This window comes from Catenulispora sp. EB89, assembly GCF_041261445.1.
In the GTDB taxonomy this organism is placed as follows: Bacteria; Actinomycetota; Actinomycetes; order Streptomycetales; family Catenulisporaceae; genus Catenulispora.
The window spans coordinates 1-25,316 of sequence record NZ_JBGCCU010000002.1 but is presented as its reverse complement, the minus strand read 5'-3'; the positions used below and the strand labels follow the sequence as shown (position 1 = coordinate 25,316).

General features: G+C 70.5%; 24 protein-coding genes. 19 read left to right on the top strand and 5 right to left on the bottom strand.

Annotated elements, in window-relative coordinates; genetic code table 11:
- The first annotated feature begins 2 nt into the window (after positions 1-2).
- Entirely contained in the window at positions 3-1,265 is a 1,263-nt protein-coding gene (locus tag ABH920_RS03720; RefSeq protein ID WP_370346799.1) for a glycosyltransferase, read from the top strand.
- Between the two features lie 2 nt (positions 1,266-1,267).
- Here the strand turns inward: ABH920_RS03720 and ABH920_RS03715 are convergent, their stop codons facing one another.
- Positions 1,268-1,819 (bottom strand): Uma2 family endonuclease, encoded by a 552-nt coding sequence (locus ABH920_RS03715; RefSeq protein WP_370346797.1) that lies wholly within the window; start codon positions 1,817-1,819, stop codon positions 1,268-1,270.
- A gap of 194 nt (positions 1,820-2,013) precedes the next feature.
- On the opposite strand from ABH920_RS03715, the gene ABH920_RS03710 reads away from it, so the two are divergent.
- The 5 genes from ABH920_RS03710 (at position 2,014) to ABH920_RS03690 (ending at position 7,891) form a co-directional block, all read left to right on the top strand.
- On the top strand, positions 2,014-3,675 hold the full coding sequence (locus ABH920_RS03710) for a glycosyltransferase family 4 protein (protein ID WP_370346795.1): 1,662 nt from the start codon (positions 2,014-2,016) through the stop codon (positions 3,673-3,675).
- A gap of 255 nt (positions 3,676-3,930) precedes the next feature.
- Positions 3,931-5,442: a glycosyltransferase gene (locus ABH920_RS03705; protein WP_370346792.1), complete on the top strand. Its 1,512-nt coding sequence runs from the start codon at positions 3,931-3,933 to the stop codon at positions 5,440-5,442.
- Positions 5,443-5,543: 101 nt separating this feature from the next.
- Positions 5,544-7,094: a glycosyltransferase family 4 protein gene (locus ABH920_RS03700; protein WP_370346790.1), complete on the top strand. Its 1,551-nt coding sequence runs from the start codon at positions 5,544-5,546 to the stop codon at positions 7,092-7,094.
- 82 nt (positions 7,095-7,176) lie between these two features.
- Positions 7,177-7,392 carry a hypothetical protein gene (locus ABH920_RS03695; protein ID WP_370346788.1) on the top strand — a complete coding sequence of 72 codons (216 nt, stop codon included), beginning with the start codon at positions 7,177-7,179 and terminating at the stop codon, positions 7,390-7,392.
- A gap of 136 nt (positions 7,393-7,528) precedes the next feature.
- Positions 7,529-7,891, top strand: a complete 363-nt coding sequence (locus ABH920_RS03690) for a hypothetical protein (RefSeq protein WP_370346786.1) — start codon at positions 7,529-7,531, stop codon at positions 7,889-7,891.
- A gap of 7 nt (positions 7,892-7,898) precedes the next feature.
- Here ABH920_RS03690 and ABH920_RS03685 read toward each other — a convergent pair whose 3' ends face one another.
- Together ABH920_RS03685 and wecB are read right to left on the bottom strand one after the other, a co-directional pair.
- Entirely contained in the window at positions 7,899-8,189 is a 291-nt protein-coding gene (locus ABH920_RS03685; RefSeq protein ID WP_370346784.1) for a LuxR C-terminal-related transcriptional regulator, read from the bottom strand.
- Positions 8,190-8,393: 204 nt separating this feature from the next.
- Positions 8,394-9,539: a non-hydrolyzing UDP-N-acetylglucosamine 2-epimerase gene (wecB, locus tag ABH920_RS03680; protein ID WP_370346782.1), complete on the bottom strand. Its 1,146-nt coding sequence runs from the start codon at positions 9,537-9,539 to the stop codon at positions 8,394-8,396.
- Positions 9,540-9,653: 114 nt separating this feature from the next.
- On the opposite strand from wecB, the gene ABH920_RS03675 reads away from it, so the two are divergent.
- Positions 9,654-10,166: a SigE family RNA polymerase sigma factor gene (locus ABH920_RS03675; RefSeq protein WP_370346780.1), complete on the top strand. Its 513-nt coding sequence runs from the start codon at positions 9,654-9,656 to the stop codon at positions 10,164-10,166.
- Complete coding sequence (locus ABH920_RS03670; RefSeq protein ID WP_370346778.1) at positions 10,159-11,664, top strand: hypothetical protein; 1,506 nt, start codon at positions 10,159-10,161, stop codon at positions 11,662-11,664. Before ABH920_RS03675 ends, ABH920_RS03670 begins: the two co-directional genes overlap by 8 nt.
- A gap of 174 nt (positions 11,665-11,838) precedes the next feature.
- Here ABH920_RS03670 and ABH920_RS03665 read toward each other — a convergent pair whose 3' ends face one another.
- Together ABH920_RS03665 and ABH920_RS03660 are read right to left on the bottom strand one after the other, a co-directional pair.
- Positions 11,839-13,095, bottom strand: a complete 1,257-nt coding sequence (locus tag ABH920_RS03665; RefSeq protein WP_370346776.1) for a nucleotide sugar dehydrogenase — start codon at positions 13,093-13,095, stop codon at positions 11,839-11,841.
- A 366-nt stretch (positions 13,096-13,461) separates the two neighbouring features.
- Entirely contained in the window at positions 13,462-14,406 is a 945-nt protein-coding gene (locus ABH920_RS03660; RefSeq protein WP_370346774.1) for a LuxR C-terminal-related transcriptional regulator, read from the bottom strand.
- Between the two features lie 317 nt (positions 14,407-14,723).
- On the opposite strand from ABH920_RS03660, the gene ABH920_RS03655 reads away from it, so the two are divergent.
- The 11 genes from ABH920_RS03655 to ABH920_RS03605 all read left to right on the top strand — a co-directional run.
- Complete coding sequence (locus tag ABH920_RS03655) at positions 14,724-14,885, top strand: hypothetical protein (protein ID WP_370346772.1); 162 nt, start codon at positions 14,724-14,726, stop codon at positions 14,883-14,885.
- Between the two features lie 18 nt (positions 14,886-14,903).
- Positions 14,904-15,272 carry a hypothetical protein gene (locus tag ABH920_RS03650; protein ID WP_370346770.1) on the top strand — a complete coding sequence of 123 codons (369 nt, stop codon included), beginning with the start codon at positions 14,904-14,906 and terminating at the stop codon, positions 15,270-15,272.
- Positions 15,273-15,436: 164 nt separating this feature from the next.
- Positions 15,437-17,002 carry a glycosyltransferase family 39 protein gene (locus ABH920_RS03645; RefSeq protein ID WP_370346768.1) on the top strand — a complete coding sequence of 522 codons (1,566 nt, stop codon included), beginning with the start codon at positions 15,437-15,439 and terminating at the stop codon, positions 17,000-17,002.
- A 68-nt stretch (positions 17,003-17,070) separates the two neighbouring features.
- Entirely contained in the window at positions 17,071-18,549 is a 1,479-nt protein-coding gene (locus tag ABH920_RS03640; protein WP_370346766.1) for a glycosyltransferase family 4 protein, read from the top strand.
- Between the two features lie 116 nt (positions 18,550-18,665).
- Positions 18,666-19,664 (top strand): ABC transporter permease, encoded by a 999-nt coding sequence (locus tag ABH920_RS03635; RefSeq protein ID WP_370346764.1) that lies wholly within the window; start codon positions 18,666-18,668, stop codon positions 19,662-19,664.
- On the top strand, positions 19,642-20,646 hold the full coding sequence (locus ABH920_RS03630) for an ABC transporter ATP-binding protein (protein WP_370346762.1): 1,005 nt from the start codon (positions 19,642-19,644) through the stop codon (positions 20,644-20,646). The genes ABH920_RS03635 and ABH920_RS03630 overlap by 23 nt, the downstream gene beginning before the upstream one ends.
- Positions 20,647-20,653: 7 nt before the next feature.
- Positions 20,654-21,772, top strand: a complete 1,119-nt coding sequence (locus ABH920_RS03625) for a glycosyltransferase (protein ID WP_370346760.1) — start codon at positions 20,654-20,656, stop codon at positions 21,770-21,772.
- Positions 21,773-21,860: 88 nt separating this feature from the next.
- A complete protein-coding gene (locus tag ABH920_RS03620) occupies positions 21,861-22,481 on the top strand; it encodes an acyltransferase (protein WP_370346758.1) in 621 nt (206 codons plus the stop codon).
- The gene (locus ABH920_RS03615) at positions 22,478-23,581 is read left to right on the top strand and encodes a DegT/DnrJ/EryC1/StrS family aminotransferase (protein WP_370346756.1); all 1,104 of its coding nucleotides are present in this window, start codon (positions 22,478-22,480) and stop codon (positions 23,579-23,581) included. Before ABH920_RS03620 ends, ABH920_RS03615 begins: the two co-directional genes overlap by 4 nt.
- A complete protein-coding gene (locus tag ABH920_RS03610) occupies positions 23,578-24,594 on the top strand; it encodes a Gfo/Idh/MocA family oxidoreductase (protein ID WP_370346754.1) in 1,017 nt (338 codons plus the stop codon). Before ABH920_RS03615 ends, ABH920_RS03610 begins: the two co-directional genes overlap by 4 nt.
- Before the next feature lie 225 nt (positions 24,595-24,819).
- Positions 24,820-25,316: glycosyltransferase family 2 protein (locus ABH920_RS03605; RefSeq protein ID WP_370346752.1), on the top strand; the 497-nt coding region annotated here is incomplete at its 3' end.

The following is a 25,316-nucleotide window of genomic DNA, read 5'->3' as shown; positions in this document are numbered from 1 at the left end:
CCGTGTCGAAGCTCCGCGTCCTGTACGCCCCCAGGGACATCGCCGGCCAGCCGTCCGAGTGGGCCAAGGCGCTGCGCGCGCAAGGCGTGGACGCGCAGGTGTGGTCGTTCGGCGAGCCGGCGTTCGGCCTGCGGCCGGACCGCGAGTGGGACCAGGACCGGCTGCTGGCCGATCCGATGTACCGGTGGCAGGCGCTGGACGAGGCGGTGCACGGGTTCGACGTGTTCCACCTGCAGTACGGCCGCGGGCTGCTGGACGCCAGGGAGCCGGTGCTGCCCGAGCTGTGGGACCTGCCGCTCCTGCGCTCGCTCGGCAAGCGGGTCTACATGCACTGGCACGGCTCGGACGTGCGGCTGCCGTCGGTGCACGCCGAGCGGGAGGCGGACTCCTATCTGGCCGGCGCCGTCGTCGACGAGGACGCCATCTTGGCCCGCGTTTCGGTGGCGCGCCGCTTCTGTGACGCGATGTTCGTCTCCACCGCGGGCCTGCCGGACTACGTCCCGGACGCCGAGCTGGTGCCGCTGGCCCTGGACGTCGCGGCCTGGCACACCGCGCGCGGCTCCGAACCGGCCGTCCCGGTCGTGGTGCACATGCCCTCCCGCCGCGCCACGAAGGGCTCCGACCTGGTCGACGCCGCCCTGCGGCCGCTGCACGACGAGGGCGTGATCGTCTACCGCCCGCTGTCCGGCCTGACCCGCGACCAGGTGAAGGCGGAGTTCGCCAAGGCGGACCTGGTGGTCGACTCGCTGACCATCGGCGACCACGGCGTGGTCTCCTGCGAGGCGATGGCCAGCGGCGCGATCGCGATCGCGCACATCCACGAGCGCGTCCGAGCCCGCGAGACGATGCCCGGCGCGCCGGTGTCGGAGGTGCCGATCGTCGAGGCCACCGGCGCCACGCTGGCCGAGGTGGTCCGCAAACTGGCCGGCGACCCGGCGGAGCGCACGCGGCTGCGCGCCGAGGGCCTGACCTGGGTGACGCAGCGCCACGACAGCAAGGTGGTGGCGGCGCAGCTACTGGCCGCGTACACGCGTGAGCGGGGGCGTGTGGTCAGTGCGTACCCGGAGTGGCCGGAGTCGACCGGCAAGAAGCGGGTGCGGGAGCTGGAGGCCGAGATCGAGCGCCTGCGCGCGCAGCTGGGCCCGAACGGCGAGCCGCTGCCCGGGCTGACGCGGCGGGACCGGCTGGAGGAGCGGCCGGGGCTGCATCTGGCGGTGCGGAAGGCGGACCGGGCTTATCGCGGGCTGCGGAAGAAGCTGAAGTAGGGCTATCCGCCGAGGGCGTAGCGGGCGATGGCTTCGAGGTCGATCGGGACATCGATACCCGCGACTTTGAGGGTGACCTGGTCGAGGTGAGTTACTTCTTCGCCACTGAGCGGGATTTCGAAGAGCACGAGGTGCTTTCCGCTGCGCTCGATGCGCCATGACGGGATGCCGGCGTCGCGGTAGAGCGAGGGTTTGATACGGCGGTCGTTCACCTGTGAGCCCGGCGACATGATTTCGACGGCCAGCAGTACGTCGGCGGCTTCCGTGACGCGATCGGGGTCGTACGGCTCGGAGCGTACGACGAAGGCGTCTGGGCGGGGGACGTTCTCCTCATCCACGATGACGTCGAGGTCGAGGTAGACAATAAATGACTCGCCCAGCGCTGTGGTCAAGGCATCACGGAGCTTGAGCGAGACAAGCCCGTGCCAATGCTTTGGTGAAGGACTCACGGCCAGTGCACCTCCGAAGAGCTCCACCTTGAGCTTCTCGTCCACATCGAGGGCGAAGAACTCTTTGGTGGTGAATGGATCGGAGGTGTACAAGATGGAGTTCAAGTCGAAACCTCCTTCGGTTCGCCTGCCATCATCCGGTGAACCCATCGGGGATCAGCCCCTTTCTTTTCCTCTAATTCACCCGTTCGGCCCATGAGCTCCGCTCGAACGAGTAATCACCATCTTCCCTGGCAAGCCCTGAGCAACCCGCGCGCCGGTCCCCGAACCTTCCCGCGTCACCATGATGCAATGGCACGATGACTCCCAGCGACCACAAACCCCGCGTCGTCATGCTGGTCGGCAACTTCGTGGACGGCGACTCGCGCGTCCAGAAGGAGGCGCGGTACGCCGCTGCCGCAGGCTGGGACACGTATCTGGTCGGGCGGTCGCCGAGCGGGCGGCGGGAGGAGTACGCGCTGGGCGGTGCGACCGTCGTGCGCGCCGCCGAGACCATGACCGCCACGCGGTATCGCGCCTCGCATCCGCATCGGCGGGGCGTTCGGGGCCTGGTCGCGTATCGCTCGGCGGAGCTCAGCCGGACGCGGCATCAGCGGCAGCGGTTGCGGCAGCGGGATCTGGGCGCGGATCGGGAGTTGCTGGCGCGGCGGGTCGCGGACGGGGCCGGTGCGCTCGAGGTGCTGGGGGCGCGTTTGGTGTTGCGTGTTCGGGTCCTGAGCGTGCGGCTGCGGGGGCGCTGGATCGCGGTGCGCAAGCAGGCCTTCGACCGCAACTACGCGGCGGCGGCCGGAGGCGGGCCGAGCAGCATGCTGGAGCGGCTGTTGGTGCGGCGGGGCAGTGAGGCGGCGGCGTGGGCGGCGCAGCCCCGGCTGGCGGACTTCGAGGACTCGTTCGGGCGGATGGCCGACGAGCTGATGCCGGACGTGCTGCACGCCAACGACGCCGAGATGCTCGGTGTCGCGGTGCGGGCGGCGGTGCGGGCGCGGGGCGCCGGGCGACGGGTCGCGGTGGTCTACGACTCGCACGAGTACACCGCCGGCGACATCCGGCCGGAGGACGTCACCTGGGCGCCGGTGATAACGGCCCAGGAGGCGAAGTACATCCCGATGGCCGACGCGGTGGTGACCGCCGTCGACAACTTCGCCGACAAGCTGGTCGAGCACCACGGCCTCGCGGTCCGGCCGACGGTGGTGCGGAACATGCCGGAGGCCGCGACGTTCAGCGTGCCCGGCGGCCGGGGCCCGGGCCTGCGCGGGCGGCTGGGACTGGGGCCGGAGGCGACGCTGCTGGTGTATCCGGGCTCGGTGACGCCGATCCGCGGCCTGGACACCGCCGTGCGCGCACTGCCGCAGCTGCCGGAGGCGCACCTGGCCCTGCTCGTCGGCTCGCGGGCCGGGCACGTCGCGGAGCTGGCCGAGCTGGCGGCCCGCCTCGGCGTGGCGGAGCGGTTCCACGTCCTGGACTACGTGCCGGTCGAGGAGCTCACCGACTTCATCGCCTCGGCGACGGCGGGCGTCGACACGCTGCGCCGCATCCCCACGCAGGAACTGACGATCACGACCAAGTACTGGTCCTACATCGGCGCCCGCCTCCCGGTGGTGGTCAGCGACGTGAAGGCGGCCGGGGAGCTGACCCGCCGGCTGCGCAACGGCGAGGTGTTTGAGGTCGACGACGTCGACGGCCTGGCGGCGGCGGTGCGCAAGGTCGCGGCGGAGCGGGAGCGGTACGCGGCGGTTTACACGGACGAGATGCTGGCGGCGCACAGCTGGGAGCGGCAGGTGCCGGCGCTGCTGGAGGTGTACGAACGGGTGAGCGGGCTGCGGCCGGTGTCGGGCGGCGCGGGAGGCGCGGGAGGCGACAGCGGCGAGGACGAGGAGGACGGGGACGGCGAGGGCGGCGGCCGGGTGCCGACCTCACGCCCGGACCCCGCCGAGGTGGCGGGGAGCGTCGCCCGCGGCTAGCGGCGCGCTGGTGCGCGGCGGCGGCGTGCGAACGGCTTGGTGCAGGGCTGTTGGCTCCTGCGCGGCGGGCAGCCGGCAGCGAGCTGGCCGACTGCGGCGAGCCAAGCCCCGGCGTGCACTCGCCCATCCGGCCGCCGCGGACCGGCCGTCGACCCCACCCGCCTCACCCGAATCGGCTAACGTGGCGGCGCTGCTTCGTGCGACCCGTACCACGGCGCGGCGCCCCAGCCCGCCCCACCAGAAAGCCGCCGAGCCATGTCTGAGCAGGACCAGCCCGCCGCCGCGCGCAGCCGCGCCGCCGTCGTCTCCGCGGCCCCGGCGGCCGCCGCCACGGCCGCGCGCGCCGAGGCCGACCGGCTCCTCGCCGCCGGGTACAGCGTCCTGTTCCTCACGCCGGCGTTCGGGAAGCGGAAGCCCGATCCGTCGCGCGGCGGGGTGCACGTCGTCGAGGTCCGGGTCGGCACCTCCTTCGACTCCGCGCCCGGCGCCCTCGGCAAGCTCGGCCGCAAGGCCGTCCTGACCACGCGCAACGCCCGCGGCAAGGCCCTGGGCAACCCGGCCGCGACCTGGTCCGCCGCCGACGTCGCCGGCGAGATCGGCCGGTATCTCGACGCCTTCGCCCCCGACGTCGTCGTGGCCTGCGACAAGACCGCCGAGAAGGCGGTGGCCAAGCTCGGCCGCGCCGCCGTGGCGCCGGGCCAGGCGCAGCCGGCCGCCAAGAGCCCGCAGACCTCGCTGCTCATCGGCTCCAACAACAACGCCGGCATGGGCCACGCCTGGGCCGTCGCCGTGCGGGAGCACGCCGGGATCCCGTCCCGCAACCTCCAGAAGAAGAGCTACGCCTTCGCCTACGGCTCCGACATCAAGGCCGAGGACAAGGACTGGGTCGACCCGGTGTGGGGCCTGGGCCGGGTCGCCGACACCCTGGACACCGTCACGCACGTCCTGTCCGAGAGCGGCCTGGCGGTCCTGGGCCGGCTCAACGGCGGCCAGCTCGCCGACGACCTGCCCGAGCTGCGGCGCGCCGGGATCCGGACCGCGCTGCTGTTCCACGGCTCCGACATCCGTTCGCCCGACCGGCACATCGAGCTCTACAAGTTCTCGCCGTTCCGCGCACCGGTCAGCGAGGAGGACCAGAAGCTCACCGAGGTGCTGCGGGGCAAGACCGCCGAGATGGCCAAGTGGGTCGAGGAGTTCGACGGCCCGGTCTTCGTCTCCACCCCGGACCTGATCGACGACGTCCCGCGCGCCACCTGGCTGCCGGTGGTCGTGGACCTGGAGCAGTGGACCGAGGGGACGCGCACGCCGCTGGAGCGCGAGGTGCCGGTGGTCGTGCACGCGCCGTCGCGGCCGTTCATGAAGGGCTCGGACCTGATCGAGCCGACGCTGCGCGACCTGGAGTCCCGCGGCCTGATCGAGTACCGGCGGCTGGAGCACATCCCGCAGGCCGAGCTGGTCGGCGTGGTGCAGGACGCGGACATCGTGCTGGACCACTTCGTGATCGGCAACTACGGGGTGATGACCTGCCAGGCGATGGCCGCCGGCCGGGTGAGCATCGCCAACATCGACCAGCGGGTGCGGGACCGGGTCCCGGCCGAGATCCCGACGCTCCAGGCCGACCCGGACTCCCTGGCCGAGGTCATCGAGGGCGTGCTCGCCGACCGAGACAAGGCGCGCGCCGTGGCCGCGACCGGCCGGGCGTTCGTCCGCGAGTACCACGACGGCCGCAAGTCCGCCGCGGCGCTGGAGCCGTGGCTGCGCGGCTGAGGACGTGTCCCGGCCGCATCCCGCCATATCCCCGTCGGGGTGAAGGTCATATTTACCGTTGCTAGAATCCGAGCCAGTCCACACCTGCCCCCGGAGGAACAGTGACCACTCCCGACCAGCGCCGCGTTGATGTGCGCCCACGCGTTGTCATGCTGGTCGGGAACTTCATAGACGGGGACTCCCGCGTCCAGAAGGAGGCCCGCTCCGCGGCGGAGGCCGGCTGGGACACCTACCTGGTCGGACGCTCGCGCAGCGGCAAGCGTGAGGAGTCCCAGTTCGGCGAGGTGACGATCCTGCGCCCGGCCGAGAGCATGGCGGCCACGAAGTACCGCACCTACCACCCGCGCCGCAGCGGTGTCAGCGGTCTGATCGCCTACTCCACGGTCGAGCTCGGCAAGGTCAAGCACCAGCGCCAGCGCATCCGCCAGTCCAACCTGGCGGTCGAGCGCGAGCTGCTGTCCCGCCGGTCCGCCGACGGCCTGAACCCGGCGGCCAAGCTGGTCGACGGAGCGGTGCTGGCGGCCAAGTCGCTGGGCGTGAAGGCCGCCGGCTACTGGATCTCGGCCCGCAAGCAGGCCTTGGACCACAACTACAACATCGTGCAGGACTCGCCGAGCACCTCGCTGGAGAAGCTGCGGGTCCGCCGCGGCGGCGAGGGCGCGGTGTGGAACGCCCAGCCGCGCCTGGTCGACTTCGAGGACTCCTTCGGCCGCGCCGCCGACGAGCTGGAGCCGGACCTGATACACGCCAACGACGCCGAGATGCTCGGCGTCGCGGTACGTGCGGCGGCCCGGGCCAAGGCCAGGGGCCGCACGGTGAAGGTCATATACGACGCCCACGAGTTCTTCGCCGGCGACACCCGCGACAACCCGACCTGGGCCCCGGCCATGGCCGCCCAGGAGGCCAAGTACCTGCCGCTGGCCGACGCGGTGATGAGCCCGATCGAGGGCTACGCCGAGGCCATGGTCGAGTTCCACGGCATCGCGAAGTTCCCCGGCCGCAAGGCCCCGGTGCTGGTCAAGAACATGCCGGCACTGGCCGACCTGGCCGCCTCCGGCGACGACGTGCCCGGCGTCCGCGGCGCCCTCGGCCTGGCCGCCGACGTCCCGCTCCTGGTGCACCCGGGCAGCGTCACCAAGGTCCGCGGCCTGCAGACCGTGGTCGAGGCCCTGCCGGAGCTCGAAGGCGTGCACGCCGCCCTGCTGGTCGGCCGCCGCGACGGCTACGTCGCCGAACTGCTGGCGCGGGCGCGGGAGCTGGACGTCGCAGACCGCTTCCACCTCCTGGACTACGTCCCCAGCGAGGAGCTGACCGCGTACCTGCGCTCGGCCACCGTCGGCATCGACACCCTGCTCCACATCCCGCTGCACGAGCTCACCATCACCACCAAGTTCTGGTCCTACATCAGCGCCGGGCTCCCGGTGGTCGCCAGCGACGTCAAGGCCACCTCGCAACTGACCCGCGAGCTCGGCAACGGCGAGGTCTACACCGCCGGCGACGTGCCGTCGTTCGTCGAGGCGGCGCGCAAGGTGCTCAAGGACCCGGCCGCGTACACGAAGGCTTACAGCGAGGAGACGCTGCGCCAGTACTCGTGGGAGGGGCAGGCCGAGACGATGCTCGGGCTGTACCGCGAGGTGACCGGCAAGGGGTAGCGGCTTTGACCGGCAAGCCGTAGCGGCTGAGCGACGGCGCGGCGGCCGTCTAGTCACAGCATCTTTCGCCGAGCTTATGGGAATGGAGCTGGACGAACACGGCAACGAGCGGTGTCACGGCATCGGCAACAACGGCCGCTGGGAATGGATCGTCACGCGGCCGACCAGGGTTGCCCGGGACGGCGTCCGGTACACGTCGTGTCACCAGGCGATACGCCAGATCCTCATTTCCCCGGAACGGGACGGCCGACGGCTGTGTGTGGTGGAGCCCCACGCCGGCGGCGGGTCGGCGGCCTGACGTCGCGCGGATCCGGGGTCCTCGTGAGCGAATGAGGGCCCTGATTTATGTCCCCGAGGACAATATCCGTCCCGGCGCGGTTCGGCTGGAATGGTCCTGGAAGTCGACCACCGAACTTCGTTCAAGGGGAGACACGATGAGGATCAGCAAGAAGGTCAAGGGCGGTATCGTCGCCGCCGCGGCGGCCGGGGCCCTGGCGATGGGGACGACCGACGCCTTCGCCGGCAGCTACCTTTCCGGCAGCGACGTCTACGCCTGCGGCGGGGACGCCTACCTGGTCGCGACCAGCAGTAACTACGCCTACGCCACCGGATACGGCGGCTGCGGCGGCGGCGGGATCGGCATCCTGCAGATCAACCACAACAGCGGCGGTTCGAAGATCTTCCCGGCCGGCGCCTCCGAGTACTTCGGTGACGGCGTCCACAGCCTGCAGGCTTGCTTCGTCACTCCCGACCTGTCCGCGTACTACGCGTGCGGGCCGGCGTTCTACTACAGCTGAGTCCGGTTCAGTCCTCCGATCGGCAGACCCGGGCGTGCCGGTAGGCCTGTGCCAGCAGGCACGCCTGGAGTCGGGACATCGCCAGCTTCCGCAGGATGCTGGCGATGTGCGCTTTGACGGTCCGCTCCGTCAGGTGCAGCTCCTCGGCGAGGTCCTTGTTCGACGGCCCGGACGCCAGCAGTGCGAAGACCTCCTGCTCACGCTGCGACAGCTCCGCAGGACGCTCCGAGCGGTCGTGCTCGTCCCCCATGGCCAGACAGACAGGGCAGACGGAATTGTCGAACGTCGTGCTGGACACGTGTGCTCACCCCCGTTGGCGCCTCGGCGGCGCCTCTTTCCCCGTGTATTGCCGAGCAATATCAAAGATTGCGGCATATTCGCGACAAGTCAACAATAAAGCGGTTTCGAAGCAGAACCTTGACTGGTGCGGTACGGCCCCCGCAAACGCGAAATCCCCGCCACAGGTCGGGTGGCGGGGACTGCTGTGTTCTTGTGAAGCGCGTTACGCCAGATCCGTGGGCCGCAGCCGCGTAGCGGCGCTCCCGCCGCTCAACAGCACCTCGGCGATCCGGTCCCCGGCGTGCCCGTCCCACAGCGCGGGGCGCCGCGGCGGCGGCGGGTCGGCCAGCACCCGCTGGGCGATCTCGACGATGCGGGTGGGGTCGAGCCCGGCCAGGATGTTCGTGCCCTCGCTGACCGTGATCGGCCGCTCGGTGTTGTCGCGCAGTGTCACGCAGGGGACGCCGAGGGCCGTCGTCTCCTCCTGTACGCCGCCGCTGTCCGTGAGCACGATGCGGGCCCCGGCCTGCAGGGCCACGAAGTCCAGGTAGCCGGCCGGGGGGATCAGGCGGATGCGGTCGGTCGTGACCAGCTCGCGGAGCGCGGTGGCGGCGCGGGGGTGGGCCGGGAGGATCAGCGGCAGTTCCTCGGCGACCTTCGTCAGGGCGCCGACCAGGGGGGCCAGGGCTTCGGGGGAGTCGACGTTCGCCGGGCGGTGCAGGGTCACCAGGCCGTAGCCGCCGGGGGTCAGGGCCAGCTGCTCCAGGGCGCCGGCGGCCAGGGCGCGGTCGCGGTTGGCGAACAGGGTGTCGATCATGACGTTGCCGACCAGGTGCACCTGGTCCTCGCGGTAGCCCTCGGCGCGCAGGTTGTCCACGGCGTCCGGGGACGGGGCCAGCAGGTAGTCCGACAGCCGGTCCACCACGACCCGGTTGACCTCCTCGGGCATCGACCAGTCGCGGCTCCGCAGGCCCGCCTCGACGTGCGCCAGGAGCGTCCCGGCCTTGGCTGCGACCAGGCCGCAGGCCACGGTGGAGGTGACGTCGCCGACCACCACGACCGCGTCCGGCGCCAGCTCGGCCACCACCGGCTCGAAGGCCAGCATGATGCGCGCGGTCTGCTCGGCCTGGCTCCCGGATCCGGCGCCCAGGTAGCGGTCCGGCGGACGGATCCCGAGGTCGCGGAAGAAGACGTCGTTCATCGCCTCGTCGTAGTGCTGGCCGGTGTGCACCAGCACCACCTCGGCCCCGCGCGCCTCCAGGGCGTCCATGACCGGCTTGATCTTCATGTAGTTGGGGCGGGCCCCCGCCACGCAGATGATCCTCAAGGCTGCCGCCGTCCATGCTCGTTCCGCTGCCTGACCCGGCAACTGTAGAACATGCCCGCATGCAACCCGATCGGGGCTGAGCGCGTGCAGTGCTCGGAACCGGGGGCGGGCACGAGCATCGTGGCTGCCCGAAGATCGCACCGAGGGGAGCGGCACTTGGCGTCGCCGAGTGAATTCGACGAGGTCTACGCGGCCACCGCGCCGCGTCTGATCGGCCAGCTGTACCTGGTCATCGGCGACCTGCCGGAGGCCCAGGACTGCGTCCAGGAGGCCTATGCCCGGGCCTGGACCCGGTGGGACCGGCTGACCCGGGACGGCGCCGACCCGGTGGGCTGGGTCAAGACCACCGCCTACCGGCTGGCGATCTCGCGCTGGCGGCACTACACCGCGGGCCTGCGCGCCATGGCCCGGCACGGCGTGCCGCCGGACCTGCCGCCGCCGTCCGCGGACGCGATCGCGGTCCGCGACGCGCTGGCCGTGCTGCCCAAGGGCATGCGCGCCGCGCTGGTCCTGTACTACCTCGGCGGGCTGCGGGTGGCCGAGGTCGCGGAGGCGCTGGAGATACCGCAGGGCACGGTCAAGGCCCGGCTGGCCCGGGGCCGGGCGGCGCTCGCCGGGCTGTTGGCCGACCCGGCCGGGACCGAGGGCTGGGAGATGACGCATGCCTGAGATGAGGGACGCGATGAGGAACGACGGTGTGGGCGGCGAGACGAACATCGGCGAGACGAACATCGGCCGTGTCGGCGGCATCGGCGGCATCGGCGCCGGCGACACCGGCGATGTCAGCACCATCGGCGACGAGATGAACGACGACTTCCGCGGCGTCCTGGCCGACGTGCTGGACGGCCGCGCCTGGGCCGGATACGCGGGCCCCGGCGCGGCCGTGCGCCGGCGCGGCCACCAGCGGCGCCGGCGGGTGGCCGCGACGTCGGCCGCGGGCGTCGCGATAGTGGCGGCGGCGGTCGCCGCGACGAGCGCGGGGCTGGCCACCGGGAGGTCGGCCCCCGGCCCGGGCGCGGTCACCGCCGGCCGGTCCACCACGGCCGCGCCCGGCCGCTACGTGAAGGTGAGCGAGGCCCTGATGCAGCCCGCTGATCTGGGCCCCGACTACACCACCGCGGGGACCGTCGGGCCGCCCGGGCCTTTCCGGGGCTTGTTCTGCGCGCCGATCGCGCCGGTCTCCGTCGTCGGCTCCACGGCCCAGCGGGAGTTCGCCCACCCCTCTTCGAAGGAGAACGGGATCGTGGAAAGCGAGCATCTGTACCAGTTCCCGGACGCGGCTTCGGCGAAGGCGGCCTTCTCCGAGGTCCGGTCGGCCGCGCAGGCCGGCGGGTGTCGGGACGGGGCTGGAGCCGTGTCGTCCTTCCAGGACGTCGGCGGCGCCGGGGACGCGATGTTCACGCAGCGGAACTACGGGGGTCCGACCATGGCCGTCAGCGCCGTCGTCCTCGAAGGACAGGTCGTCGTCGTGAACGAGCTCATGCCCGAGTCCGCCGAGGCGGTGTGGGGGGTGTCCGCCGACTGGCTGACGGCCGTGTCGAAGAAGGCTGCGGACCGGGTGCGGAACGCGCCGCGGACCGACGTTCCGGAGCCGGTGCCGGCGACCACGCAGCCGACCTCCCCGCCGACCGGCGGTTCGGCGCCCGGGTCCGTGCCCTCGTCCGTGCCCTCGTCCGCGCCGCTCCCGGTCTCGCAGCCGGTGGACGGCTTCCTGTTCGCCCCGGCGGACCTCGGACCGTCCTTCGGGGCGGACACCCAGGACGCCTGGCAGTCGGGCCAGAGCCAGATCATCGGAGCCACGGCGGTCTCCGGGATGATGTTCCGCGGCACGATCTCCAGTGGCGACGGCGAGTTCCTGGTCAACGAGGGCGTCTACACGTTCGCCGACGCCTCGGCCGCGCAGACCGGCCTCGCCGCCTACGACCAGTCCACGCAGCAGACGAAGGCCAAGTCCGAGCCGCTGTCCGGTCTCGGCGACCAGGCCTGGATCAAGCACTGGGCCGGGGAGCGGGGCGGCGTCACGGTCGCCATCCGGGTCGGGGGCAAGCTGATCACCTTCGACGTGCTGGCGGGCGGCTCGTCGGCGGACCAGCCGATCCCCGGCGGTGACGCGTGGGTGCGGCAGATCGCGCACCAGGCCGTGCAGCGCCTGGCCGCCGCCAAGTGAGGCGCTGACCAGCTGAGAACACGACCAGCCAAGAACGCTGACCAGTCGAAAACACCGGAAGGACAACGGAAAACGCGTCGAGGCCCGGCCCCCCACCCCACTGGGGAAGCCGGGCCTCGACCCGTGTCACGGCGACCGGTTCGGCGCCCCACAACGCCGGCGCGGTCGCGCGTCCTACAACACTTCGACGTTCGGGCCGGCCATCCGGTTCCGGCAGTCGAGGACATATTTCGCGTGCTTCGCTACGAGGTCGTAATCGAACTCTGCGTGGTCGGCCAGAAGGACCACCGCGTCGGCCGCGGCGATCTCCTCGGCGCCGGCCTCGACGCGCACCAGCCGGGCGTCGGCGTGGATGTCGTCGACCACGTGCGGGTCCGCCCCGCGCACCTGCGCGCCCAGGTTCAGCAGCAGCTCGGCGACCCGGGTCGAGGGCGACTCGCGGGCATCGGAGGTGTTCGGCTTGTACGCCAGGCCCAGCAACAGCACGCGCGAGCCGTTGACCGTCTGCCGGCGGGCGTTCAGGCCCTCCATCAGGCGCCGCACGACGTAGTCCGGCATGTGGTTGTTCACGTCGTTCGCCAGCTCCACGAAGCGGAACGGGACGCCGACCGTGCGCTCCACCTTCCAGGACAGGAACGACGGGTCGATCGGCAGGCAGTGCCCGCCGACGCCGGGGCCGGGGGTGAACTTCATGAAGCCGAAGGGCTTGGACGCCGCGGCGCCGATCGCCTCCCAGACGTCCACGTCCAGCGCCTTGGCGAACATCGCTATCTCGTTCACCAGCGCGATGTTGACGTGCCGGAAGGTGTTCTCGATGAGCTTGGCGAGCTCGGCCTCCTTCGGCCCGGAGACCGGGACCGTGGTCTCGACGAGGTCGTCGTAGAAGCCCTTGATCACCGCCAGCGAGTCCGCGTCGACGCCGGAGACCACCTTCGGGGTCTTCTCGAACGGCCAGTTCTGGTTCCCCGGGTCGATGCGCTCGGGGCTGAAGCCGGCGTGGAAGTCGCGGCCCGCGGCCAGCCCGGAGAGCTCCTCCAGGATCGGCACCATCAGCTCCTCGGTGGTGCCCGGGTAGGTCGTGGACTCCAGCACCACGGTCGCCCCGGGACGCAGATGCGCGCCGAGCGTGCGGGAGCAGGACTCGATGTAGCTCAGGTCCGGCACGCCGTCGCGCAGCGGCGTCGGCACCGTGATCACGGCCAGGTCGAAGCCGGCCAGCGCGGCGGCGTCGGAGGTGACGGAGTAGGCACCGGAGTCCAGCACGGCGCGGATCCGCTCGGAGGCGACGTCCTCGACGTACGACTCGCCGGCCGCCAGCTGCTTCACCCGGTGCGGATCCACGTCGTAGCCCACGACCCGGTGCCCCACCTCGGCCGCGCGGACCGCGAGCGGCAGGCCGACGTACCCCTGGCCGGCGACGACTACGTGCATGATGACTCCGTCTGGTCGAATCCCGTCGAATCCCGCCACGCGCCGCCGAAGCGACGCAGCGTCGCGCCAACTCTATGTGAGTGCGGCGGACGTCTCACGTCCGCTCATGAGCTGTATCCGGGCGGTTACGGAAGCCGCAATCTGGTGACCGGATTTTTTGGCGCTTCTGGTTGGGGCGTTCACGACCGCGCGAGGGTCCGAGTCACTGCGCACGCGTCAGGCGGGCGGGCGGCGGTCGCGTGTCGTGGGCCGCCACCCAGCGAGGTCACCAAACCTTGGGCGAAGCCGTAAAAAGGCTCTTATAAACCCACCAGCCACCCACACCCAGCCACCAGCACCCACACACAGGTCAGCAGCGCCGATTTTTCAGAGCCAGCCGCGCCGCGCCGCCTCGACCCCGGCCTCAAAGCGGCTCTCGGCGCCGAGGCGGACCATCAGATCGGCCATGATGCGGCGCACCGTGCGTGCCGAGATGCCCAGGCGCTTCGCTGCGGCTTCGTCGGTCAGGCCGTCGGCGAGCAGGCGCAGGAGGTGGTTGTCGGTGGGGGTCAGGCCGGCCGGGGAATCGGACTTGGCGGGCATGCCCAGCGGGACGGCGTCGGTCCAGATCAGTTCGAACAGGGCGGTGAGTTGGTCTATCAGCCCGGGTTCGCGGACGCAGAGGGCGCCGACGCTGGTTTCGTTCGGTTTGAGCGGGACGACGGCGGTCTTGCCGTCCACGATGAGCAGGCGGCGGGTCACGGAGGGGGAGAGCCGGACCTCGCTGCCCCGCTCGGCCATCCAGCGGCCGTAGGCGATGGTGGCAGGGTCCTGGCGGACCGTGGAGTGGTAGAGGATGCGGGAGCGGACGCGGCGGGTCATGTCCTCGTCCAGCGACTCTGCCGCTTTGAGGGTCGCCGCTCGCACCGCGCTGCCCGGGACCATCGAGAGCACCTCGACGGTGGCTCCGGCCAGTAGCTGCTCCAGTTCGGACTGCACCGCGTCCAGCCCGAGCAGCTGTTGGGCCGGCTGGCGGTCCGCCACCGCGGCCCGGCCCGCCGCCACGGCGTCGCGCCCGGCGGCCAGCTCCTCCTCCTGCCGCTGTACCAGCCGCTGCATCCCGGCCACCAGCGAAACCGGGTACAACTCGCCGGGCTGATCGCGGGAAGGGCGGAGCAGGGCCAGCTCGACGAGCCGGTCCAGGGTGTCCCGGATCCGGTCCTCCTCCTGGCCCAGACGCTCCTTCAGCTCGCGGACACCTACTGAAGGGTCGGCGAGCATCGCGCTGTAGACCGCTTGTGCAAGCGGATCGAGCCCCAGCGAACCAAGCACGGCACACCCCCTTTGGAATATCCGGTCTCCCGTGCCGGACCCATGCTCGCAGCAGGACCCTTGGCGATCAAGGGGGATACCGCACCATTCCGGATACAGGCTGTGGCCGCGCTTCGGGCGGGCTGTGGCCGGACTCTGGCCGGGACCGGCCTGTCCTAAGGCGGACGGGCCTGCTCCATTCCCCGCGACACCCGCCCCGGGCGAGACTCAGACCGGCGCCAGATCCAGGCGCAACGGCCCGCCCCACGCATCTGTTCGGGCCCTGAAAACCCGCCCCGAAGAATGGATTCGCCGTGTCTCGATTCAAGCATGCCCTCATGGGCGCCGCGGCTGCGGTCGCCCTTGTCGCGGTACCGGCCGTCCCTGCTCTCGCCCGGCAGACCGCCGCCCCCACCGCTTCCGTCACCAGCGCGGCCGCCACGGCCGCCGGGGTCGTCACGACGGACTGTGGGGGCTGCTGGGAGCTCGGCGGAAGCTGAAAAGGAGAAAGGAAGATCATGGATCTGATCATGGTTGCGGTGCAGCGCGCCGGCTTCGCGGGAGACCGCGGTCTGGCAGCGGCAACTCTCCGCTACGCCCTGCAGGCGGTCTCCGGCGACTCTCCCCGCGCCCTGGAGCACGCTCACGTAGTAGTCGACGAAGCCGGCGTCTTCCCGGCCCGCCTCGTGGCCGGACTGTACCTCGCGTCCGATCCGGACGTTCCGTACTCGGTCCGTGACACCGCGACCGCGTTGGTGCGGCGCGCCCTGACCACCTCGCCGATGCTGGAGGACTGGAGTGTGGACTGGGTCGAGGGCCCCTACGGGTACGAGCTCCTGGGTGGGCTCGACGACCTCGAGGACCGCCGGAGTCCGTTGCACAACTGAGTGTGTGGCCGGCCCGGCACCCGGCTGTAGGAGGTGTGCCCCTCTGAAACTCTCAGCGGGGTGCACCTCTTATATGTGGAGCGCACCTCTTGTGCGTTGTGAACCCATATGTGACCGTCAGTGCGTTTCCGACCACCCCGGTCGATCGTTGACCCGACATGCGAATGGCGTTGCGGAGGATCGACCCCCTGGCGGCGGCGGTGGCCGTGCTCGCCCTGGCGCTGCGGGTGCCGTTGGTGATGGCCGCGCTGCCGGGAGACGGGAACTCGGACGAGCCGTTGAACATCTCCGTCGGGCTGCGCATGGCGTCGGACGGGATGCTGAACGCGCACACCTACCGTTACCCGGGACTCCTCTATGAGGTGATCGCCGGAGTGACGACCGCCTTCCGCGCGGTAGGGATCCACGTACCGGCACACGGCGCGATGCGCATCGAGAACCTCGGCGTGGCCCACACGGACGCCCGCGCGTTCATCGTGGCGGTCCGGTTCGTCGGAGTCTTCGCCGCGGTAGCCACCTGCTTACTGGTGTGGGCCGCCGTACGGGAAGTACTGAAGGCGGCAGAGCTGCCGGAGCGATGGGGACGTATCGCTGCCGCCGTCGCTGCGGCGACCGTAGCGGTTTCCCCCTTAGCGGCAGCCAACAGTGTTTACGCGACGCCGGACGTATATGTCGGGCTCGCCGTAGCGCTTACCTTGTACGGCGCTACTCGGGTTCTCCGTGACGCGCGCTATGGAGACCTTCTCTGCGGTCTCGGCGTGGGGATCGCATTAGGCGCCAAATACGCGGCCGTCGCAGCTCTTCCGGTAGTTGTCGCCTATGTGTTGAGTCCCCGGCGCGACAAGCCGGTGATCCGAATCGCGCAAGCCGCCGCCGTCGCGGCAGCGGTGTTCGCGCTGACCACGCCGGGGATCCTCACGGACCCCCTCTCCGTTCTGGACGGCGTGCGATCGGAAGCCGTCCATTATCAAGATGGCCACGTCGGTGCGCAGGGCGGCGCACCCGGCTACTACCTCGGCGCCCTCTTCCGCGATCAGCCATTGCCATTGGCCGCCGTGGCGGTGGCACTCGTCGCGCTGTTCCGCGCGACCGAGCTCATTCGCAGGACATTGATCATCGTCTTCGCTTATGTGATTCCGCAGTTCCTTCTCCTGGCGGTGATGACCGTCCGCTTCGACCGCAATCTCGTCCCGCTGACCCCGGCGCTCGCCGTCCTCGCCGGCGTGGCCGTGCCGGCCGTCGTCTCGGCTGTCGTCCCGGCTGTCGTCCCGGCTGCCGCCCCGTGGACGCGACGGCGGGTCGTCGGCGCCGCGGCCGGCGCCGCAGCCGGGGCCGTGGCCGTGGCGGCGGCGTTCCTCCCGCTCGCCTCCGCCGTCCGCCTCTACCCCCGCCTCGACGAGCACTCGCGGGTCCAGGCCGCGGCGTGGGTCGCCGCGCACGTCCCCGGGCACGCGCCGGTCGCCGTGGAGAGCTACGGCCCCTGGCTGGACCCCGCGCGCTACCACCTCGTGCCGCTCACCTTCGCGACCGACCGGCCGGGGGTCCGGGCCCGGGCGCTCATCCTCACCGAGCACGCCGCCGGCCGCTTCCTCGCCGATCCCGCGCACCACCCGGGCGAGGCGGCCGCGTACCGGGCGATCATGAGCCGTTACCGACTTGCGGCACGATTCACAGCCGGGTCCTGGATCGACGTCTACGTGCCCCGGGAGACGCCCGTGAGCCGCGGGTAGCCGGGGTCACCCGTCCGGCATGGTGGCGGCTTTCCCGCCCCGGGGCGCCGCCCCACTAGCATTCCCATGTGACAAACGACCGCCGCCCCAGTGCTCGGCGCCCACGCCTGGCGATGCTCGTCGCCAACGACGTCCGTCTGGACTCGCGGGTGCAGAAAGCCGCATACAGCGCCGCGGAGGCCGGCTACGACGTCCTCCTGCTCGGCTACGAGCCGAACCGCAAGGGGCGTCCATCGGATCCGGCCTACATCGGCGCGGCGCAGGTCGTGCGCACCGGACTGCACAACAAGTGGCAGATCGCGCAGTGGCCGCTGAAGGACGACGGCGCGCCGAGCCTGCGGCTGATGCCGTTCCGGGCGCTGTCGTTCGCGTCGTCGCTGGACTACAAGGCGCGGCGCCGCATCGTGCAGCGCATCAAGGAGCCCGGCACCGGCGACGGCAGCATGAAGCACCGCGCCAAGGAGATGCTCTGGAAGGTCTACTTCCGCGACGGCGACTGGCGGCGCACGGCCCGGCACCTGCTGTGGCTGGAGTCGAGCTGGTCGGCGCTGATCGAGGAGTTCGAGCCGGACCTGATCCACGCCCACGACATGCACACCCCCGGCATCGCGGTGCGCGTCGCCGACAAGCTGGGGCGCAAGGGCACGCGGCCGAAGGTGCTCTACGACGCCCACGAGTTCGTGGCCGGCGTCTCGATGCCCGAGCAGCGCCGGCTGGCCTACGTCGGCCTGGAGGGCGAGTACGTCCGCAAGGCCGACGCGGTGATCACGGTCTCCCCGCTGCTCGCGCAGTGGCTGCAGGAGCGCTACCACCTCACCGAGACGCCCGGCGTCGTGGCCAACGCGCCGATGCTGCACGTCCCCGGTGACGAACATGGCGAATCGGGCGATACGGACTCCGCTGAGGCGCCGAGCCTGCGCAAGGCCTGCGGTCTGGCCGACGACGTCCCGCTGCTCGTCTACTCCGGCGCGGTCTCGCCGATGCGCGGCATCGCGACCATGGTGGCCGGCCTGCCGGAGCTGCCGGACGTGCACGTGGCCGTGGTCCGCGGCGCCGACACCGAGTTCACCCGGGCACTGCAGAAGCAGGCCGAGGAACTCGGCGTAGCCGACCGGCTGCACATGGTCGGCTACGTCGCGCCGCACCTGGTCCCGCAGTACCTGGCCTCCGCGGACATCGGCGTGATCCCGATCCTGCACACCCCGAACCACGAGGTGGCGCTGATCACGAAGTACTACGAGTACATGCACGCCAAGCTGCCGATCGTGGTCTCCGACGTGCAGGCCATGGCCGACTTCACCCGGGAGCTGGGCAACGGCGAGGTCTTCACCGCCGAGGACGCCCACGAGTACGCTCAGGCGGTCGCCAAGGTTCTCGCCGACCGGCCCGCCTACGCGTCCCGCTACACTGACGACCTGCTGGCGGCCAACTCCTGGGAGGGCCAGGCCGAGGTGTTGGGCGGGGTCTACGCGCGACTGCTCGGGCGGGAACCGGAACCGCGGACGGGGGTCCGGGCGTTCGGTGAGACGGATGAGCCGAACGCTTAGGGTGTAACCACGGGGACATTCGGCGGACCGCAAAGCGTTGCCCGATAGTGTGACCGATCTACAGCACAACCCTGACCCCCCAAACAGGTGCAACCTAAAGCAAGTGGAGTGTGAGAGTGGCGACCGCCACCAGTGAGACGGGATCCGTGGAGGAGACCCGGACGAAGACCCCCGAGCCTCCGCGCGCGACCGAGCAGGTTCACGTCTTCGAGCCCTACCGATACGCGCTGCCCAAGTTGGGACCGTACTTCCGGGACGTTTGGGCCCGGCGTCAGTTCGCCACCCACATGGCGTCCTCGACCCTGAAGGGCCAGCACTTCGACAGCTTCTTCGGCCAGTTCTGGCTGGTGCTGAACCCGATGCTGCTGGCGCTGGTGTACTTCCTGCTGACCAGCGTGCTGGGCGGGCAGAGCGGAGCCGGCACCAGCGCGATGAACCACTTCGTCGGGCTGTTGACGGGCCTGTTCGCGTTCTTCTACACGCGCAACGTCATCCAGTTCGCCGCCAGCTCGATCACCGGCGGCGGCAAGATGATCATCAACATGTCGTTCCCGAAGATCCTGCTGCCGCTGTCGACGACGTTCACGGCGATGCTGACGTACTTCCCGACGCTGTTGGTCTACGCGTGCTTCTACATCTTCGTGCATCATGCGGTGGCGGTCGGGATCCTGTGGATCATCCCGATCTTCATCATCCAGACGGTCTTCAGCTTCGGGCTGGGGCTGCTGTTCGCGGCCGTGACGCTGTACTTCCGCGACATGTCCACGCTGCTGCCCTACGTGCTGCGCATCTGGATGTACATCACCCCGGTGCTGTTCTCGCTGTCCTACGTGAAGTCGGAGGTCGCGGCCGGGAAGCTGCCGCACGCGATCGAGGCCGTCTACAAGTGGGACCCGTTCTCGCCGATCATCAACTCCTGGAACACCGCGCTGGTCGGCGACGGGCCGCGGCCGTTCTGGAAGGGCGGGACGATCAACGGCCACTTCTACGCCGCCGCCTCCTATAACCCGCAGCTGACCGAGATCCTGGTCGGCGCCGTGTTCGCGATCGTCGCCCTGGTCGTCGGCGCCTGGTACTTCATGTCGAGGGAGCGTGAGTTCGCTGTCCGCCTCTGAAACCGTCGAGACCGTGGACACCGCCAAGTCTGCCGAGTCCGCCGAGGCCACCCCGGCACCGATCGAGCAGCCGGCGGCCAAGCTCGTCGACAAGCAGCTGGAGCCCCGCCTGGCCATCAAGGTCGAGGATCTCCACCTGTACTACCGCACCAAGGCCGAGGCGAACCCGACCCTGAAGGCCGCGCTGATCCGCAAGGCCAAGCGCCAGAAGGTCGAGCAGAAGGTCATCAAGGCGGTCAACGGCGTCTCCTTCGAGGTGCCGCACGGCACCGTGCTGGGCGTCATCGGCCACAACGGCGCCGGCAAGTCCACCCTGCTGCGCGCGCTCTCCGGGATCCTGCCCCCCACGCAGGGTCGCGTCGAGGTGCGCGGCCGGGTGTCGACGCTGCTGGCCCTGGGCGTCGGCTTCAACCAGAACCTCACCGGCCGGGAGAACATCGTCCTGGGCGGGCTGGCGCAGGGCTGGTCCAAGGACCAGATCCGCGAGAAGGAAAACGCGATCATCGACTTCGCCGACCTCGACACGCTCTCGGAGGGCGCGATCGACCGGGCGATGAAGACGTACTCCTCGGGCATGTACGCGCGCGTGGCCTTCGCGGTCGGCGTGCACATGGACCCGGACATCCTGCTCGTGGACGAGGCCCTGTCCGCCGGTGACGCGCGGTTCAAGGAGAAGGCCACCGAGAAGATGCTGGAGCTGTGCGAGAACGCCCGCACCATCGTGCTGGTCTCGCACGGCCTGGAGACGGTCCGCCACATGTCCAACCACTGCATCTGGATGGACCACGGCAACCTGGTGCAGAGCGGCGACCCCGACGAGGTCATCGACGCCTACATCGAGCAGCAGCGCAAGGACCGCGAGGCGGCCGACGCCAAGAAGGCCGCCGCCGAGGCCAAGGAGGTCCAGGAGGACCAGGCGCTCGCGGCCAAGGCCGAGAAGACCAAGGAAGCGCTGCAGAAGGCCATCGGAGAGGACGTCTGAGCAAGGCATGGCCGCTGACCGCAGCAGTAACAGCAGCAGTATTGACGTGTCGATCATCACCGGCGGGCACGACGTGGCGGACGCGCGGCTGCACCGCCTGGCCGCCGCGCTGCGCCGGGCCGGCCTGGGCGTCGAAGTGGTCGGTCTCGGGCTCCCCGAGGCCGGCCCGGCCGACTGCCTGGTGCGCACCCTCGGCTCCCGCTCGGCGAAGAAGCGGCTCAAGGCGGACCTGACGCTGCCGTTCAAGGCCCGCGGCAAGGTCCTGCTGACCGTCGACCCGGACATGGTCCCGGGCGCGACGCTGGCCCGCTGGTTCAAGGGCCGCAAGGTCGTGGCCGACGTCCACGAGGACTACCTGAAGCTGCTCAAGGACCGGGCCTGGGCCCGCGCCTCGTGGAAGAAGAGCGCGGCCACCTTCGCGGTCCGGATCTGCACGTTCTGGACCAAGCGCGCGAACATCACCGTGGTCGCCGACGACCACGTGCCGCCGCTGAAGGGCCGCAACCGCCTGGTGGTGAAGAACCTCCCGGACTTCTCCTTCCTGCCGGCCGCCGGCGAGCCGGACCACTCCGCCCCGCGCGCCATCTACATCGGCGACGTGCGGCGCTCGCGCGGCCTGCAGGCGATGCTGGCCGCGGTGGAGGGCACCTACACCTGGGAGCTCGACGTGGTCGGCCCGGTGCAGCCCGGCGACCAGGCCTGGCTGGACACCTGGCACGCGACGTCCAGCGAGCAGGTGCGCAACCGGATCAGGTTTCACGGGCGTCTGGACCCTCAGAAGGCCTGGGCGCTGGCCGACGGCGCGTGGGCGGGGCTCGTGCTCCTGGACGACACCCCGGCCTTCCGCGAGGCGGTGCCGAGCAAGCTGTACGAGTACCTGGCCGTCGGCCTGGCGGTGGTGGCGACACCGCTGCCGCGGATGGCCGAGCTGATCTCCGCCTCCGGTGCGGGCGAGGTGGTGGCGGACCCCGCCGCCGCGTCGGCTACGCTGCGGCGGTGGTCGGAGCAGTACGACGAGCTGGAACAGGCGCGCCACAACGCCCGCAAGTGGGCTGCGGAGCACCTCACCGGGGCCTCGCCGTACGACAAGCTCGCGGAGGAGATCCGCGGGCTGGTCAAGCACTGACGCTCTAAAGCCATAGTGGGTCGCCGTGCCCACGGTCCAGCGGGCCGCGACCCGACCGCTCGCACGTACGATCGCCGGAGAACCGAGAGTGACTGAACAGAAGCAGGGTAGCCGGGAAGGCGTGCGGATCCTGCCCAGCGCCGACGTGGACGACCGCGCCGAGCTCGGCGAGGGCACCAGCGTCTGGCATCTGGCCCAGGTGCGCGAGGGCGCGCGGGTCGGCCGTAACTGCGTGATCGGCCGCGGCGCCTACATCGGCCCGAACGTGCCGGTCGGCGACAACTGCAAGATCCAGAACCACGCGCTGGTCTACGAGCCGGCGGTGCTGGAGCCCGGGGTCTTCATCGGCCCGGCGGTGGTCCTGACCAACGACCACTACCCGCGCGCGGTGAACGCCGACGGCACCCCCAAGTCGGCCCACGACTGGAGTCCGGTCGGCGTCACGCTGCGCGAGGGCGCCTCGGTCGGCGCGCGCTCGGTGTGCATCGCGCCGGTCACCATCGGCCGCTGGGCTTTGGTCGCGGCGGGCTCCGTGGTGTCCAAGGACGTCCCGGACTTCGCGCTGGTGGCCGGCGTCCCGGCCAGGCGCCTGCGCTGGGTCGGCAAGGCCGGCGAGCCGCTGGAGGACCGCGGCGACGGTCTGTTCGTGTGCCCCAAAGACGGCTCTGAGTACGTAGAGATCGACGGTGTTCTGAAGGAGAAGGCATGACGCTCCCGTTCATTCCCCCGGCCCGGCCGGTGACCGGCGAGGACGAGATCGAGGCCGTGGTGCGCGTCATGCGGACCGGCCAGGTCGCCGCCGGCCCCGAGGTCGAGGCCTTCGAGCAGGAGTTCTCGGCGCTGGTCGACGGCCTGCACTGTGTGGCCGTGAACTCCGGCACCTCCGCGCTGCACCTGGCGGTGCTGGCGCTGGGCGTCAAGCCGGGCGACGAGGTGATCATGCCCTCGTTCTCCTTCGCGGCGACCGCGAACTCGGTGGCGATCGTCGGCGCGGTGCCGGTGTTCGTGGACATCGAGCGGGACTCGTTCAACATCGACCCGGCCGCGATCGAGGCCGCGATCACCGACCGGACCGTGGCGATCATGCCGGTGCACCTGTACGGGCACCCGGCCGCGATGGGCGCGATCATGGAGATCGCGCGCAAGCACGGCCTGAAGGTCATCGAGGACTCGGCGCAGGCCGTCGGGGCCACGCTGGACGGCAAGGCGATCAGCACCTTCGGCGACGCCGCGTGCATCAGCCTGTACCCGACCAAGAACATCCACTCCATCGAGGGCGGCATCGTCGTCACCCCGGACGCCGAGGTCGCGCGCCAGGTCCGCCTGCTGCGCAACCAGGGCATGGAGGAGCGGTACAAGAACGAGGTCATCGGCCTGAACAACCGGCTGTCCAGCGTGCACGCGGCGGTCGGCCGGGTGCAGCTGACCAAGCTGGCGGCCTGGACCAAGCAGCGTCAGGAGAACGCGCGGTACTTCGACGCGCACCTGCAGGGCGTCGGCGTTCCGCCGGTCGTTGCCGGGGCCGAGCACGTGTACCACCAGTACACGATCCGGGTCACGGACGAGGTCGAGGGTGGCCGGGACGGTCTGGCCGAGCGGCTGAAGGAGCGCGGCATCGGCACCGGGATGTACTACCCGATCCCGATCCACCGCCTGCCGTCCTTCCAGCGCCCCGACGTCGCCTCGCGCGTCGCCGGCGAGCTGGTCGAGACCGAGAAGGCGGCGGCCGAGGCGCTGTCGCTGCCGGTCATGCCGACCCTGGCCCAGGACGAGCTGGAGCGGATCGTGGCCGGGGTGAACGCGCTGTGAGCGGCACGAATGGCACGAAGCTGCGCGCGGGCCTGATCGGCCTGGGCATGATGGGCCGGCACCACGCCCGGGTGCTGGGCTCGCTGGACGGCGTGGAACTGGTCGCGATCGCCGACCCCGGCGGCGACGCGCACGGCGTGGCCAACGGCCGCCAGGTGCTGGGGAACGTCGAGGAGCTGATCGCCGCGGGCATCGACTTCGCGGTGGTCGCGGTGCCCACGGTGTTCCACACCGAGATCGGCCTGGCGCTGGCCGAGGCCGGCGTGCACACCCTGATCGAGAAGCCTTTAGCGCCGGACGTGAACTCCGCGACCCAGCTCGCCGAGACCTTCGAGCGGGCCGGCCTGGTCGGCGCGGTCGGCCACATCGAGCGCTTCAACCCCTCGCTGCAGAACCTGCGCAAGCGGCTGGAGCACGGCGAGCTCGGCGAGGTCTTCCAGGTCGTGACCCGGCGCCAGGGCCCGTTCCCGAACCGGATCGCCGACGTCGGCGTGGTGAAGGACCTGGCCACCCACGACATCGACTCCACGGCCTGGGTGACCCGGCAGCCCTACACCTCGATCTCGGCCCACACCGCGTACCGCTCGGGCCGCGAGCACGAGGACCTGATCGCGATGACCGGCCGGCTGGCCGACGGCACCGTGGTCAACCACCTGGTGAACTGGCTCTCGCCGATGAAGGAGCGGGTCACCATCGTCACCGGCGAGAAGGGCTGCTTCGTCGCCGACACGCTGGCCGCCGATCTGACGTTCTACGCGAACGCCTCGGCCCCGACGATCCCCACCTGGGAGGCGATGCAAGCCTTCCGAGGAGTATCGGAGGGCGACATGGTGCGCTTCGCCATCCCGAAGCCCGAGCCCCTGCGCACCGAGCTGGAGGCGTTCCGGGACGCGGTCCTGGACGTCGACGGCGGCCGCGAGCGCGTGGTCAGCATGCGCCAGGGCCTGCAGGTGGTGCGGGTCGCCGAGGCCGCGCTGGACTCGGCCGCCAAGGGCGCGACCGTCGAGCTGTGATCGCCTGAAGTGACGACGAACATACGTTCCGTGGCGGGAAACGCGCTGGCCGGAAGAGGCCGTTGACCAGCTGAGGACGCGAAGTGATCAGGGCCTCCGAAACCGGGTATCCGGTCTCGGAGGCCCTGACGCGTTCTTTACTTCGGTTTGACGGGCTTCACGAAACTCTAAGAGTCCTCGCGGAGACTGATCTCCCCTACTCGAGACGAGTCCGCACCATGCCTGATGAAAGGGGCTGGATCCTTGGAGCCCGAGCAGCTTCCTCCCCATGTCAGTGTGGTTCTGCCGTGTTACAACGAGGAGGCGCATGTTCTGCTGGAGATCCAGCGGATTTGCGCGGCGTTGGATGCCACGGAGTACCCCTATGAGGTGTTGGCGATCGATGATGCCTCCACGGATGGGACGTTGGAGGTGTTGCGGAAGGCTGAGATCGAGTATCCGTCGGTGAAGGTGGTGGCGTTCAACCGGAACGGTGGGGCCGGGACGGTGCGGCGGATCGGGTCGAAGATGGCCCGGGGTGAGATCGTGGTGTGGACGGATGCGGATATGTCGTATCCGAATGAGCGGATCCCCGAGTTGGTGGAGATGCTTGATTTCGATGCGGACATCGATCAGGTGGTGGGGGCTCGTAGGGCGGAGATGGGGTCGCATCGGTTGTTGCGGATCCCGGCGAAGTGGGTGATCCGGAAGATCGCTGAGAAGTTGACGAATCAGAAGATTCC